General features: G+C 56.6%; 7 protein-coding genes (1 of these 7 only partly in view). All 7 read left to right on the top strand.

What is annotated here, in order from left to right:
- Positions 1-22 precede the first annotated feature (22 nt).
- Positions 23-3067: a putative bifunctional diguanylate cyclase/phosphodiesterase gene (locus HCG48_RS13120; RefSeq protein WP_168569556.1), complete on the top strand. Its 3045-nt coding sequence runs from the start codon at positions 23-25 to the stop codon at positions 3065-3067.
- A gap of 526 nt (positions 3068-3593) precedes the next feature.
- Positions 3594-4034, top strand: coding sequence for a response regulator (locus tag HCG48_RS13115; RefSeq protein WP_320415738.1), 441 nt, complete (start codon positions 3594-3596; stop codon positions 4032-4034).
- A 472-nt stretch (positions 4035-4506) separates the two neighbouring features.
- Positions 4507-4866 (top strand): response regulator, encoded by a 360-nt coding sequence (locus tag HCG48_RS13110; protein ID WP_168569555.1) that lies wholly within the window; start codon positions 4507-4509, stop codon positions 4864-4866.
- 76 nt (positions 4867-4942) lie between these two features.
- Positions 4943-5488 (top strand): chemotaxis protein CheW, encoded by a 546-nt coding sequence (locus HCG48_RS13105; RefSeq protein ID WP_168569554.1) that lies wholly within the window; start codon positions 4943-4945, stop codon positions 5486-5488.
- A gap of 183 nt (positions 5489-5671) precedes the next feature.
- Entirely contained in the window at positions 5672-9502 is a 3831-nt protein-coding gene (locus HCG48_RS13100) for a methyl-accepting chemotaxis protein (protein WP_168569553.1), read from the top strand.
- Between the two features lie 59 nt (positions 9503-9561).
- Positions 9562-13278: a PAS domain S-box protein gene (locus HCG48_RS13095; RefSeq protein WP_168569552.1), complete on the top strand. Its 3717-nt coding sequence runs from the start codon at positions 9562-9564 to the stop codon at positions 13276-13278.
- 117 nt (positions 13279-13395) lie between these two features.
- Positions 13396-16247, top strand: partial view of a hybrid sensor histidine kinase/response regulator gene (locus tag HCG48_RS13090; protein WP_168569551.1) — the 5' portion only. 172 nt of this gene lie beyond the right edge of the window; only the first 2852 of its 3024 coding nucleotides appear in the window; its start codon is at positions 13396-13398; its stop codon lies off the right edge, out of view.

Below are 16247 nucleotides of genomic sequence, written 5' to 3'. Positions count from 1 at the left end.
GACGTAACTGGGTGCAGGAAGGATGACGATTCAACAGCCGAAGCAATCACCGCATAGCGCAGACGATCTCGAACGCCATCGTCAGTCACTCGCCGTTCGAGCGAGCGAGTCCGAACCCGAGAGCCATCGGGGGTATTTCGAGCGGGCCGTCGGGAATTTATTACAAATGGCTCTCGATCTGACCCAGATGTCCGTCGCTCAGTTTTATGGGAGTCCCCCTCGGGGCTGGGACTGTCGGGTTGGCGATCGCGCGATCGCCCTACCCTTGAATCCCTCGTTTTACACGCGCTCCTTACCTGAAGGCGGAATCAAGCGCACCCCCACCCTCGGCGAACTAGCCACGATCGCGATCCCGGCGATCGCCCCGGACGGTCGATGGGTCGGCAATATCTGGCTGTTCGACCCGATCCCCCGCGATCCCGACCCCACCGAGACCGCCATTCTCCAAGGGATCGCCCGTCAAATCGGCATCGAAAGCCAATGGCTGCAATCGTGGCAGCGCGAAGCCGACGTTTGCCTAGGGTCGATCTTCGCTCAGCAACTCCAAAAGAGTGAGGAGAATCGCGCGGCGACGCCGCAGGCGTATCGGGAGATCGCGCGGCGGGAGACTGCCGGAATGCCCCGGAATGCCACCCGACCCTTGAGCGGCGTTCGCCCAGGGATGCCGAAGGCATATCGTCCCCAGAGTCTACCCACTGCGATCGCCCGTTTTTCCACGCCGTTCGAGAACCCAGCCGACGCTACCTCGTCGCCAGAACCGGGAAGGGAACCTGCACGAGATCGGGCATTGCAAACCCAGTTACGGGAGCAAATCGAGCGCCGTCAGCAAGCCGAACGAGATCTCGAAGAAAGTCAAGATCGATTGCGAAACCTCCTCGAAACGATTTCAAACGCAGTATGCTGTAAGAAGGAAAAAGAAGATGTCGGGCGCACGAACAGAGCGATTGGCCTCGACCTACTGAAACTCGAAGCCGCTCGTATTGGAGAGTACAACTGGGGTCAGATCCCTCGATACTTGCAAAGTGACCCGAGATGGCCGTTCTTTTGGCAGTGGTTAGGCGATCGCCATAGGGAGGCAACCGATCGGACGCGATTAGAAATGAACCCGACTTCCTGCCTAGTGTGCCCTGAAGTCAAAAACCTCCAAGATATTATGGGGATTTGGAACATCCCTTTGTTGTCCGCGCGAGGGAAAAGCTACGCAACAGCGAGATTCGAGTCGGCATGGAAACGGCAATCGCCGGGCGAGTTTTACCCGAGTGCAACCCGCAAGCCAGACAGGAGATCCGAGAGGGGCGTCGAGGTTGCGATGAAAGAGGGGTCGAGAGAAGATACTCCCATGAACTACCGACTCGATGGGTCGGAAACATTACACCGAGAAACCCTGGCAAATATGAGGGATCCGGTGTTTATGACCGACGATCGCGGCGAGTTTACCTTTCTCTGTCCGAATATCGAAGGAATTTTCGGCTATTCGATCGCGGAACTGCAAGCCTTGGGTAATGTCGAGCAGCTTTTGGGAGAGAACTTATTCGATCGCGCCGAACTCGATCTGCGGGGGGAAATTTATAACATCGAACGGCAAGTGTACGACAAAGCCGGACAGTGCCATCGGTTGCTGATAACGGTCAAGCGGGTGGCGATCGAACGGGGGCGCTTGCTGTACAGTTGTCACGACATTACCGACGCTCCCGCGTTCGCCACCCGCACCGGGGAGGAGCTGACAGAAGCGAACCCCCCGGATCCCGGCGATCGCGATCCCCTCACCGGATTGCCCAATCGCAGCTTTTTCCTCAACACCTTGAGAAGGGTCGCCGACTGCTACGGGAGTCATTCTAGGCGTTTGGCGGTTCTGTTTTTAGATTTGGATCGGTTTAAGTTAATTAATGAAAGTTTGGGTCACGCGATCGGCGATCGCCTCTTGATTGAAGTCGCCGACCGCCTCTGTCGCACCTTGAGCAGTTGCAAGTTATGCAAGCCCCACTCGACCCACGTCGTCGCCAGACTCGGCGGGGACGAGTTCGCCATTCTCCTCGATCCGATCGAGGGGATGGAAGAAGCCCTCGGTCTCGCCGAATGTCTGCAAGAGGCGATCGCGGTTCCCTGTCAGATCGAAGGACACGAAGTTTTCAGTACTACTAGCATCGGCATCGCCACCTCCTCTAACGAATGCGATCGCGTCGAGGACTTATTGCGCGATGCCGATACGGCGATGTATCGAGCGAAAGGCTTGGGGGGAGCGAGACACCAAGTGTTCGATCCGGCCATGCGCGATCGCGTCACGACCCGATTGCAGCTCGAAACGGACTTGCGCTGGGCGATCGTCCGCCAGGAATTTTTCATGCAGTACCAGCCGATTGTCGCCCTCGAAAGCGGTCGCATTTGCGGCTTTGAATCCCTCGTGCGCTGGCAGCACCCCCGGCGCGGTTTGGTCTCGCCCGATCGCTTCATCCCGATTGCCGAAGAAACGGGGGCGATCTTGCCCCTCGGGCGTTGGATTCTCGACACCTCGATCGCCCAGTTGCACGCTTGGCAGCAGCAATTTAGCCAAGATGCGCCCTTGACGTTGAATGTCAATCTCTCGGGAAAACAATTATTTGAAGCCGATTTAATCCTCGAACTCGACCGGATTTTAGCCCGATATCCGATCGCCCCGGGAACCTTGAAACTCGAAATTACCGAAACGGTGTTGATGGAAAATGCCACCTCGGTAGAGACTTTACTCGAACAGTTTCGAGCGCGTCAGATTCAAGTGTGCATCGACGATTTCGGTACGGGATATTCCTCGTTAAGTTATTTGCGCCGCTTTCCCATCGATACCCTCAAAATCGACCGCTCGTTTGTCGCCAGCATGGGAATCGACCGCGAAAATAGCGAAATCGTTCGCGCGATCGTCATGCTCGCACACAACCTCAAGATCGATGTCACCGCAGAAGGAGTGGAAAGCGAGGAACAGCTCGTGCAGTTGTGGGCCGTGCAGTGCGAATACGCTCAGGGGTATTTTTTCTCCAAACCCCTCGACGCCGATCGCGCGACGGAGTTAATCGGGTCTCGTCCTCAATGGTGAGGGGTTCGACTGCTGGCAACAGGAGGTCTCTCCCCCAGGTTCCCCCTCCTTCGCACTTGCGTCCCAACTTTACAAAATGTTGAACGATCGGACCGCGATCGCCCCCGAATTGCCCCTCGTTTTCCGGGAATTTACTGTGGGAACTTCGGAGGATTTGTTTCTACAATAGACCTTGAACGAATATAACGGGCAATCAGTATAAAATCGCCTGTGAAGGACGAAAGAATTGTTTAGAAATGCGATCGTCTCCAACAGGCTACCCCCGTGTAACGGTAAAGTTAAGCCATGTATGAGGTGGCTCTCACGGGATCGAACCACCTGCCGGGAATCCGGTCAGCCCGGCACGAACAAAAGAGTGCAGATGCAACTCATCGAGGCGATCGCAAGCATGGGCATCTGCAATCCGTCGCGACGATCCCTTTAAAAGTTTATCCCAGGGGCGTACTTCTAGGAGTCATCGAGGTTTTCCGGTTCCTCTATTTATGGACGTGCTTGAGATGACCGCCGTTGTTTTACTGCTAAAGTCATGATGACTCATTCTCTTAGTTCGTTGCCAAGTATTTTATCTGTAGATGACGATCGCTTGATCCATTTATTAATTGAAAGAATGTTAAGCGATCGCTGTCGCCTCTTCATTGCACTCAATGCCGAAGAGGCATTATCCCAACTTCTGCATCAAAAAATCGATTTGTTACTACTCGATGTTTCCATGCCGGGAATTAGCGGTTTAGAACTGTGCCGCATTGTCAGACAACTGCCCCACTGCGAAAAAATTCCCATTATTATGCTCACTGGCAGAAATAGTCCGTTCGATCGCGTTCAAGGCTGTTTGGCGGGAGCTACAGAATATTTAACAAAACCTTTTCAGCCCAACAAGTTATGTCAGATCGTCGATCGCTATCTCGGCACTTCCGCGTGCCATTCCACTTGCGTCTTAGACGATCGCACCTCGATCGCCAACCGATGAGTGCCGCCCCCCGCCGACGGCGTTCTTCATGAGTTTCGGCCAGGACGCCCTCGTAAACCCTCGTGGCGATCGATCTAGCACGGCGGGTCTTTCGAGGGACTTCCGAAGGGCAAATTGGAGGAGTTCGGGCGCTTTTTTTTGAAAGCGTCCGGCCTTTTTTTGTGCCTGTTTTGCGCCGCCTTCGTGCCCTCGGAAATTCGACGGGCGATCGCGTAGAATCCGTGTGAAAATGAGTGCTACGTTCGCCAACTTGACGAGCGAAAATCGACCGAACTGCCGATCGGAATGATTCCCCTCGGCAGCGAATAAACGAGGCTTCGCCACGGCTGCGTCCTTCTTCACACAACTTAAAGCCGCGTCGTCACCCCCCGGAAAGTCCCCTATGATAAAAGCTAGGGATCGCAGCAAATTTATTGTTCGCCCCCGGGAGAAAAAAGAAGGTCACAGCCATAAAGCGGGTAGGGAGTCAAAGATGTCAAAAGTATTAGTCGTCGATGATGTTTACAGCGAATTAGAATTAATTTGTCGCATTCTCCGGGAAGCGGGAATGGACGTCGCCGAAGCCAGAAACGGAGAAGAAGCGATCGCGCGAATTCGAGAAAATTTGCCCGACGTAGTGATTTTAGACGTGATCATGCCCGGAATGAACGGCTTTGAAGTGATCCGGGAGCTGCGCGACGATCCGAAAACGAAAAATCTCCCGGTGGTCTTCTGCTCGCAAAAAAACACGGAAATCGATAAAGTATGGGGAATGGAGTTAGGTGCAGATGCGTACCTGACCAAACCCTTCGAGCCGCAACAACTGTTGCATATTGTCGAGCGGCTGAGTTAAGCCCGCGCACTCGCCATCAGGAAGCATCTGTTAACGTGCAAACGCAACCTCTTTCTGTTGTCTTTCTGCTGTTGTTATGAGTGCATTGAGTCCGTCGAGTTCTCCAGTGTCGAACGAAAAAGAATCGTCAACTTCGATCGACAGCCGACAATTTTTGATTTTCAAACAGGATAACAGTTGGTTTGCCATCGATTTGATGGTCGTGCGAGAAGTCTTGTTTGTGAGCGCCCAACCGATTGCTCCGGTGCCCAACACGCGATCGTTCGTGTTGGGATTGACCAACTTGCGCGGCGAGATTCTCGCCGTCGCCGATTTCGGGCGTTCCATCGGCAGCACCCCCTCGGAAAGCGGGGGAGGCGAGGAGGAAAGCGCGATCGATCGCCACCGGCGGATTTTGGTGTTAGAAGCGGGCAACCCGAACGATCCTGGGGGGGGAGCGATCTTAATGGGATTGGTGGTGTCGCAGGTGCGCGGGGTGTTCGCGATCGATCCCGATCGCATTGTCTCCGCCGTAGAAGTCAGCGAGGAACTCGCTCCCTTCGTTCGGGGATTATACGATTGGGAAGGGCAGTTATTGACGATCGTCGATGTCGAGGCGATCGCCCATTACCAACAGTGGTAATCCGAAGCAGAAAAACTGACGGGTCTCGAACCCCCGTAGCCATGCCGCACGGCTGCGTCAAGGGTTCTTTCCGGACAATTTGGTTCGTGCCCTCGGCTCGATCGCCGATTCGATCGCCGGGATAACCACGGCGCCGAGGTTCAACAACTGAATAACCAACGCTCAATCACGCAATATTCAACTATGGGATTTAGCAACCTGCTTTTCGCACCCACCCCGGACACCTCGATCGCCGCCGGGCCGCTCTGGTGGGAAGGAGCCATCCACGCCATCCTCGCATTGGGATACATCACCGTAGCCGGACTCTCCCTCCTCACCTGGGTTAGAGAACGCCCCCTTCGCGAAACCCCCGCACGAGGACAGCTCCCCTTCGCCGTCGTGGGAGTCGTCCTCGTCGCCGCCAGTGCAGCTCAAGGCATCGCCGCCAGTCGAACCTGGGCCGACACCGTACCGAAAAGCCTGGAAATGGTCGGGTGGGGCATTGAAACCGTAGGAATATGGCTGCTGTGCGCGACGATCGCCGCCCGAGGGCGCCAACTGGCCGCCGCCGTCCGAATCGGCTCGAAGCCCGCAGCCGCCTTCGCGGACGAAACCATCGAACACCTGCCCTTGGGCGTCGCCTGGACGGACGAAAACGGAGCCTATCTCGGCGCCAATCGGCGCTTTATCGCCAGCGTCGGTCTCGACGAAGACGGCGCGACTCCCTCGAAAAGCGACGCCGACCCCGTCGCCGGAGGGAAATCGAGCGCCCTCAGCGACGCTGCCGCCGAACTCCAAGGTCGCGCGATCGCCACCGGACAAGCGCAAGAGCAGATCGTCCCCCTCGAATCGAGCGGTGCATCCGCGAAGCGCGAAGCCATGACTCGGGTTACACGCGCTCGCCTACGGGCCATTCCCCTGCGCGATCGCCACGAACGGCGCGCCACGATGCTCGTCGTCGAAGATCTCGAACCGAGCGATCGGCTCGAACGGGCCGCGAACCAACATCGCAACAACTGGGACAGCCTGTTTCACGGCCTCGACGATGCCTTATTCGTACACGATCTCGAAGGTCGCGTCCTCGACGTCAATCAAAAAGCCTCGCGCCTTTACGGGATCGAGCGATCGCGGCTCCAGGAAATCGAGATCGCCCGCGACTGCTCCGCCCCGGGCAACCCGACCGACCGACTGAGCGATCGCTGGAACGGCGCGATCGCCGGAACCGTGCAGCACTTCAACTGGAAAGCCAAACGCTGCGACGATCGCCGCCCCTTCGACGTCGAAGTCACCTTAAACCGCATCGACTACAACGACCGACCCGCCATCCTCGCCCACGTGCGCGAAATCGGGCGTAGCCTGCGCATTCAAAAAGAACTGCGCCAAAGTGAAACCCAACTGCGCCTGTTCGTCGAACATACCCCCGCCGCCGTCGCCATGCTCGATCGCGACCTGCGCTATCTCGTCGTCAGTCGGCGCTGGCTGCAAGATTACGGCTTGGGAGAGGCGGACACCGACGTGCGCTCCCTCGTCGGGCGATCGCACTACGAACTGTTCCCCGAAATTCCCGAATCCTGGAAACAACTGCACCAGCGCGTTTTAAACGGCGAAAGTCTCAAAAGTGACGGCGAAGCCTTTCCTCGCGCCGACGGTCGCACCGATTGGGTACGCTGGGAACTCTATCCCTGGCTCGAAGACTCCGGCAACATCGGCGGCTTGATGATGTTTACCGAGGTGATTACCGAACGCAAACAAGCCGAACTCGAACGGGCGCGCCTGTTAAACATCCTCGAATCGAGCCTCAACGAAATTTACGTTTTCGATCGCGACAGCCTCCAATTTCAATATGTCAATCGAGGCGCCGCCAATAATTTAGGCTATTCTCCCGCCGAGATTTTGGCCTCCAGCGCCCGAACCATTCAAGCCAGTGCCGACCTGGGCGACCTGGAAGCGGCGATCGCCCCGTTGCTCGACGGTCGGCAAGATCGGGTCATCTTCGACAACGAGCACCGACGCGCCGACGGCAGTACCTATCCGGTGGAGGTTCACCTCCAACGGGTCGAGTGGGACGAACGACAAGCTTTTTTAGCGGTCGCCCTCGACATCAGCGATCGCCGCTCGGCCCAACGAGCGCTTTTAGAGAGCGAGCGACGGTTTCGGACGATGGCGGATACCGTTCCCGCCTTGATTTGGACCGCCCGCGCCGACGGCAGTGCGGACGACTTCAACAAGGGGTGGCAGGAGTTTACCGGACGGGCGATCGAGTGCGATTTGGGGTACGGTTGGGCCGAAATCTTTCATCCCGAAGACCGCGATCGCAGCGTCGGCGCTTACGAACGCGCCTTTGCCGCGCGCCAACCCTTTACCCTCGAAACCCGCTTGCTGCACCGTTCCGGCGAATATCGCTGGTTGCTCGTCAGCGCACTGCCGCGCTACGACAGCGACGGCGAATTTCAAGGTTTCATCGGTTCGTGTTTGGATATCGACGATCGCAAACAAGCCGAACAAGCTTTAAAAGAAAGCGAAGAGGGATTTCGGGTCTTAATCGACGGCGTGCGCGACTACGCCATCATCCGCCTCGACCCTCAAGGGACCGTCGTCAGTTGGAATGCAGGGGCGCGCCGGATTAAAGGTTATAACGCCTCCGAGATTATCGGGCAGTCCTTCGAGTGCTTCTACTCCCCCGAAGACCGCGAACGGGGTCAACCCCAACGCGAACTTCAGATCGCCGCCAGTCAAGGACGGTTTGAAAACGAAGGGGTGCGGGTTCGTCGAGACGGCAGTCAATTTTGGGCGAACGTCATCCTCACCGCCTTACGCGACGACGACGGCGAACTGCGCGGCTTTACCAAGGTGACCCGGGACATTTCCGATCGCCGACAAACCCAACAAGAGCTAGAACGACTGACCGCCGAACTCGAAGGCCGGGTCAAAGAACGCACCGCCGAACTCGAACGGGCCAACGCACGACTGCAACGAGAAATCGGCGATCGCGCCCTAGCCGAAGAACAGTTAGCCGAACTCGCCGCCGCCCGCAAAGCCGAAGCCGACGCGATCGCCCAACAAGCCATCCAACTGCTCGGGCAGATCAAAAGCGCCGCCCGAGGGGACTTGCGCGTCCGCGCCGAAGTCACCAACGACACCCTCGGCGCCTTGGCGGACTCGTTCAACTTCCTGATTTCCTCCCTGCGGAAAATCGTTACCGGAATCGCCCAACTCGCCACCGAAGTCAAAGCGGAAACCGGAACCTCGATCGCCAAGACCCAAGAACTGGCTCAAATGGCCGGAACCCAAGCCCGCCAAATCGAACGAGCCCTCGCCCAAATCGAACAGATGGCCCATTCGATTCAAAACGTCAGCGAGGTCTCGCGCCAAACGCAAGCAGTCGCCGAACGAGCGGCGCAAAAAGCCCAAGTGGGCGGGGAATCCGTCGATCGCGCCGTCGCCGGAATCGCCCAATTGCGCCAGACGATCGCCCAAACCGCCAAAATGATGAAGCGCTTGGGAGAAAGTTCGCAGCAAATCGGCAAAATTGTCACCTCGATCTCTCAAATTGCCGCCCAAACCAATTTACTCGCCCTCAACGCCACTATCGAAGCCGCCCGCGCCGGAGAACGGGGGTTGGGCTTTGCGGTGGTTGCCGAAGAAATTCGCAAACTCGCGGACCGTTCCGCCGGGGCGACTGAGGAGATTTCCGAAATTGTCGAACTCCTGCGCGGCGAAATCGGTCAGGTGACCGCCGCCATGGAGGCGGGAACGCAAGAAGTGATTGCGGAAACCCAACTGGCGGCAGAAGTGAAAACTCACTTGATGGAAATTATCGAAGTCAGCCGCGAAATAGACGCTCTGGTGCTCGATATTACCCGGGCGACGAGCCAGCAAAGCGTCAGCATTCACGAGATCGCCCGCGTCATGGAGCAAGTCAGCGAAATTTCCGGCCAGACCGAGGAAAAATCGGTGGAAGTCAGGGGTTCCCTCGACGGACTGGCGATCGCCGTCGAACGCCTCCAGCAATCGGCGAGCAATTTTCGCGCCTGAACCGCGATCGAGACCCGCCGAACCCGCCTTTACGAACTCGCTATCTTTCTTTGCTAACTATGCTCGATACCCTACTCTCGTCACTTTCCAGCAACTTTCTGCCTCAAGGAAACGGCTACTTGTGGCATCCCGGCTTACTCTGGCTGCATATCTTCGCCGACTTGGGTTCCACTGTCGCCGAACTCGCCGTCGCCGCTTGTTTGCTCTATCTGGGGCGATCGCGTCGCGATCTGCCTTTCGCTGCCGTTCTCACCCTACTCGGCGCCGCGATCGCCGTCGCGGGCGCTTCTCACGCGCTCGCCCTGTGGACGGTCTGGCACCCGGATTACTGGCTCCTAGAAGCCGTTAAAACCGTCGCCGCCCTCCTGTTCGGGGGGGTGGCTTTAGAGACGATTTTAGGGCTGCCCCAAGCCCTGCAACTGCCCGATCCGGGGCAACTCGCCCAAACCAACCGCATTTTAGAACGGGAGCTGCACGAGGCTCGTCTCGCCTGTCGCGACGGCGATCGCCTACGGCAGTGGTGGGAACGCAGCCGCGAAGCGGTCGTCTCTTGGACTCCCGACGGCGCGATCGTCTCTCTCAACCCCGCAGCCCGCGAGCTGTTGGGTTTGACTGAGTTCGAGGCGATCGCCGGATGTTCCGCGTTCGAGGTTTATCCCCCGATCCAGCGCCAGCAACTCGAAAGCGAAGTCCTCCCCGCAACGATCGCCGCCGGGGTCTGGTCCGGGGAAACTGCGGTGCGTTCCCGAGGGGGCGATCGTCAAATTCCCGTCGCTCAAACGACGATCGCCCGCCGTGACGACAATGGCGCGATCGTCGAATTTAGCGCCTTACTCCAAAATCTCAGCGCCCTCAAACAAGCGGAAACGGCCCTCGCCCAGAGCGAACGGCGCTTTCACGACTTCGTAGAACGCGCCCCCGATCCTATCTTTCTATACGACCTCGACGGTCGTTTACGCGATCTCAATGCCCGGGCGAGTGCGACGCTGGGATATTCCCGCGAGCAATTACTGGAACTGGCGATCGACGATCTCGCCCCGCAAGCGGCGGTCAACCGCGATCTCGAACTCTGGCAGCAGTTAGAAGAAGATGTTCCTCTCGCCGTCGAAACGGTCTACCGACGCGCCGACGGCAGCACGTTCCCGGTGGAACTGCGGTTGAGTCGTTTTGACTCCGGCGCCGAATCGCTCGTTTTGGCGATCGCCCGGGATATCTCCGAACGCCAAGCCGACGCGAGCGAACGGGAGCGCCGATCTGAGGAACAAGCGCAATTACTCGCCGAGATCCAACCGTTGCGTCAAGGGGTCGAAATCGCCAGGGTGGCGATCGCGATCGTCGATCGCCACTTGCGCCCGGTCTATCAAAACCCAGCTTTCACTCAATTGTCGAACTCTAACTCGCAACAACTGCCGATCTCGGGCAACTTTACCCTGCTGTTTGCCGATCCGACGGTCCGCCCTCAATTCAGAGAAACCCTCGAACGGGGCGAGTCTTATCGAGCTGAAGTTGAAATTCGCTCCCGCGACGGTCGTCTCGTTCCGACGCTGTTAAGGGCCGATCCGATCCGCGACGAAACGGGTCGAGTCGAGGGGGCGATCGCCTTTTTTACCCAGATCGGCGACGCTGGCGAGCCTCGTCAAGTCCTCGAAGCGGAACGCCGACGGCTGCACGCGATTCTCGATTCTCTCCCGGCGCTCGTTTACCTGCAAAATGCAGACTATCGAATCCAGTTAGCCAACCGCCGATTTAAGGAATTGTTCGGCGAGGTGGAAGATCGATACTGCTATCAAATTATCGGCTGCAGCGATCGCCCCCGGGAGGACTGTCCCGTGACGGAGGTGTTCCAACACCAAAGGTCTACAACTTGGGAATGTAGTTCCCCCGAAACCGGACAGGTGTTCGAGCTTCACAATACCCCGTTTGTCGATATCGACGGCAGCGCCTCGGTCTTGACGTTGGGATTGGAAATTGGCGATCGCAAACGGATCGAACGAGAACGGGATATGTTTTTTACCCTCTCGTTGGATTTGTTGTGCGTAGCCGGATTGAGCGACGGCACCTTCAAACGCCTCAACCCCGCTTGGACGAAGGTTCTCGGGTACGAGGAATCGGAGTTGCTCGATCGCCCCTTCATCGAATTCGTCCATCCCGACGACCGCGAGACTACCCTCGCCGAGGCCGAAAAACTGGCCTCGGGAGACATCACCATTAATTTTGAAAACCGCTATCGCTGCAAAGACGGTTCCTATCGATGGCTCTCGTGGAGTGCGATCGCTTCTCTCGAACACGAAACTATTTATGCGACCGCTCGGGATATTACCGAAAGCAAGCGCACGGAAGCCCAACTTCGCCAACTCACCAGCGAACAAGAACGTCTCTTGCACGAGGTCAAAGCCCGCCAAAATGCGCTCGATCGCGCCGCCCTCGTGAGCGAAACGGACCTCGCCGGGCGGATTACCTTTGCTAATTCCAATTTTTGTCAGATTTCCGGTTATTCTTCTGCCGAACTCCTCGGCAAAAACCATCGGATCGTCAATTCGGGCTATCATTCGCAAGCGTTTTTCGAGCAAATGTGGCAGGCGATCGCCTCGGGCCAAGTCTGGAAGGGCGAAATGTGCAATCGCTCCAAACAAGGGAACTTGTATTGGGTCGATACGACGATCGCCCCCATTTTTAATGCCCGAGGTCAAGTTAGCAAGTACGTCAGCATTCGTTTCGACATCACCGAACGCAAGCAGGTGGAACGAGACCTGGAACAATTGGCGACCCAACGCAAAGCTGAAAGCGACGCCCTCACCCAACAAGTTCTCCAACTGCTCGGTGAAATTAAAGGGGCGGCGAAAGGGGATTTGACGGTACGCGCCCGCGTCGATCGCGGGAGTCTCGCCGCCGTCGCCGATTCGTTCAATTTTCTAATTTCTTCTCTGCGCCAGATCGTCACGGGAATCGCCCAACTCGCCGCTCAAGTGAGGAGGGCTACCCGCGATTCTACTGTCGATACGGCGGAGTTAGCCCAAATGGCTAGCGATGGGGCCGGTCAAATCGAGCGGGCGTTGAAATATGTGGAACGCCTCAATGCTTCGATTCAAGAGGTGACGGACGTCTCGCAAAGTGCGGCGCGCGTCGCCGAACAAGCGGCGCAAACAGCCCAAGTGGGGGGCGAATCCGTCGATCGCGCTGTCGCCGGAATTGCCCAATTGCGCCAGACGATCGCCCAAACCGCCAAAATGATGAAGCGTCTGGGAGAAAGTTCGCAGCAAATCGGCAAAATTGTCACCTCGATCTCTCAAATTGCCGCCCAAACCAATTTACTCGCCCTCAACGCCACCATCGAAGCCGCCCGCGCTGGAGAACGGGGGTTGGGCTTTGCGGTGGTTGCCGAAGAAATTCGCAAGCTCGCGGACCGTTCCGCCGGGGCGACTGAGGAGATTTCCGAAATTGTCGAGCAGATTCGCACTGAAGTCGGGCGGGTCTCGGAGGCGATGGAGGCGGGCACTCAAGAGGCGATCGCCGGAACCCAACTGGCGGCAGATGCGAAAAGTCATCTCAATGCCATTATTGAGGTCAGTCAGGAAATGAATGAGTTAGTACAAAAGATAACTAAGGCGACGACAAAACAAACGGCGGGATCGGAGGCGATCGCAAAAGTGATGCAACAAGTGAGTGCTATCTCGGAGAGTACGGCTCATAAATCGGTAGAAGTGCGTTCCTCTCTCGACGGATTGGCGATCGCGGTCAACCAATTGCAAGAGTCTGTCGCCAATTTTCGCTCTTAACTCGTTCTTTTGGCACACGGGGGATGCATCTCACCCCTCGAACTCGTCCGTAATGACTTGATAAAAACCGCTATATCCGATCTTAAAATAACCTTTATTGACGGTAGAACTTAAATCATGACTCCCCTCGATCCGGAAGATTTTAACGAACTCCTCGGCGCCTTTATTGCAGAAACTCAAGAGTTTTTGCAACTGTTGGAAAGCCAACTTTTATCGATGGAAGAGGCCACGACTAAGGAAGGACGAGAACGGCAAGTTAAAGATTTATTTCGGGCAGCTCATTCGATTAAAGGCTCGGCCTTAATGTTCGGGTTTGAGGAGTTGTCCAGTGCAGCTCATGCTTTGGAAGATTGTTTTGCAATTTTACGCGATCGCGCCGATTTGAGCGAGTTACAACCGGAAACGATTACAATGTTATTGGAAGGGGTGGATGCGCTCAAGCAGATGAGCGATCGCGCCACCCAACAAGCTCAAACGACGGGAACGACAAGTTTGCCGGACGAGCCGAGTCGAGAAGCTCGGGCGATCGAAGCGATTAAAGGTCAAATGATGGCAACTTTTAGGGTCGCCGACCTCGATGCTACAGAAGCTACGCCGCCATGGTTACAAAATAATTCGGGAAATCGTTCGGCTATTCGGATTATTTTCGAGCAAGAATTACCGCCAATTTTTAATCGTTTGGAAACCGAACTGTCCCAGGCAAAAACGGATAATTTAGAGGAAACCATAAATATTCTCAACGAGATTTATTACCAGCTCTCCGGACTGGCGGGAATGTTACAAATTCCGGAATTCGGACAAATTGCCGACCATTTGCGCGCTCTGGTCGATACGCCCAATTTAACTTTAGAACAATTACAGCAGTTCGGTTGGGCGATCGCCCAAAATTTACAATCCGCCCGCGACCAAGTTTTACAAGAACGATCGATCTCCATTCAACCTTTAGATTTGAGTCCTCTGGCTACCGCCGCCGCGCCCGACCCGGCAGAGGCGGACTCGACCCCGGACTCTTACTCAGCGTCGGAAATGCCCTCCCAGAGCCGTTCCGAGGGGTCGGCGACGATCCCGGAAGCCCCGCCGGAACCGACGCCGGAAGCGACGGTGACACCTCACGAAACCGCCAATCCCGGATCGGGCGGCACTACGGTCGTCCGTCCGACGATTCGCGTCGAACTCGATCGCCTCACGGAGTTAGTCAATCTGGTCGGCGAGTTGGTCATCAATCGCACGAATTTAGAATTGCAATCGAATCAGTTACGCGGTGAAGTCAAGCGTCTGCGGCGCAGCATTCGCGATTTGAATCAGTTTGGGGTGCAGTTACGGGAGGAATACGACCGTCTCGCCGGACATCGAGGCCCGGTTATGCCATTGGGTGACGTTCGCGAAGCCTACCCCAACGAGAATCGCACGAGTGACCACGATTTTGACGAATTAGAACTCGATGAATATACAGAGTTTCATACAACTGCTCAAGAGGCGATCGAAACGACTCAGGCGATCGCCCATTCGGCGAGCCAAATTGATGAGGTGACCCTCAAACTCGATTCGAGTACGGACCACCTGCGCCGGATTTGCGATCGTCTGCGATCGCGGGTGATGCAATTGCGCGTCGTCAGTTTCAGTCGCGCCGTAGACCACCTCCCTCGTGCTTTGCGCGACCTATCTCGCACTTACAGTAAAGAAGTCAACTTGCTCCTGCTCGGACGGGAAACCAAAATTGACGAAAGTCTCTTGCACGCCTTGCGCGATCCCCTCGTCCATCTCGTTCGCAATGCCTTCGATCACGGCATCGAGTCTCCTCAAGAACGCAAAGCGGTCGGCAAACCCCCAAGCGGTCAGATCGAAATCGAAGCCCGACACCAAGGCGGTCAAACGATTATTACGATTACTGACGACGGGAAAGGGATCGACCCCGACGCGATCCGTCGCCGTGCGGTCGAACTCGGTTTAGTGGCTCTAGAACACGCTCAAGACCTTTCCGTGGTAGATCTTTACGATTTTTTATTTTGGCCCGGGTTCAGCACGATCGAGCGGGTCGGCGAGTTGTCCGGTCGGGGGGTCGGACTCGATATCGTCCGCACCAACTTGCGCCAAGTTCGCGGTACGGTCAAGGTCGATTCGCGGCTCGGTCGCGGTACGACGTTTACGATTAAATTGCCGTTGATGCTCTCGATTGCCGATGCGTTAATGGTCAGGAGCGATCGTCATACGCTGGCAGTTCCGTTGGATGCGGTCGAGGAAATTCTCCACGTGGCCGATACGTCTACTCCCAGTGGCCGCGAACGGACGACGGAAACGGAATATGCGGTGCAGATGTTAGGTCATCAACCGATGTTGCGCTGGCGCGAGGAGTATATCCGTTTGGTTCCCCTTCAACAGTTACTGCATTATCAGGATACGGCGATCGATTCTCCGTCTCCCATTCCTGTCGGACTCGAATACATTCCGGTTCTGGTGCTGACCTCTAGCGAAGGGATCGTGGCCCTCGCCGTCGAACGTCTCCTCGGACAACAGGAAATCGTCGTCAAACCGCTTCCTTTACCTCTGTCGAAGCCTCCAGGAATCCTCGGCTGCACGATTCTCGGGGACGGACAAGTGGTGAGCATCCTCGATGTCGACGATTCGATCGCGAATGTGCGTCCCCAAGTCTCGCCGTCGGCGGGGACGGCAATGGTGCGGATGCACTCTGGAGCTGAAGGGAAGCGAGACCGTCGGGCGGCGATCGACTCTGGGGAAGGAGATTCGCCGTTTTTACTGCCTCCCTCGAAATCTCAACCCCAAATTTTGGTGGTGGATGATTCGTATACGATTCGTCAGATGCTCTCGCTGACGCTCAAGCGCGCTCGTTATCGGGTGGCTCAGGCCAAGGACGGTCAAGATGCCCTCGAACAATTACAGTCGGGGCGCGATTGTGCTTTGGCGATCGTCGATATTGAAATGCCCCGCCTCGACGGGTTTGAGCTGTTACG

Origin of the sequence: Oxynema aestuarii AP17, assembly GCF_012295525.1 — a bacterium.
In the GTDB taxonomy this organism is placed as follows: domain Bacteria; phylum Cyanobacteriota; class Cyanobacteriia; order Cyanobacteriales; family Laspinemataceae; genus Oxynema; species Oxynema aestuarii.
The sequence above is the reverse complement of the archived record's forward strand: the minus strand, read 5'-3'. Positions and strand labels throughout refer to the sequence as shown.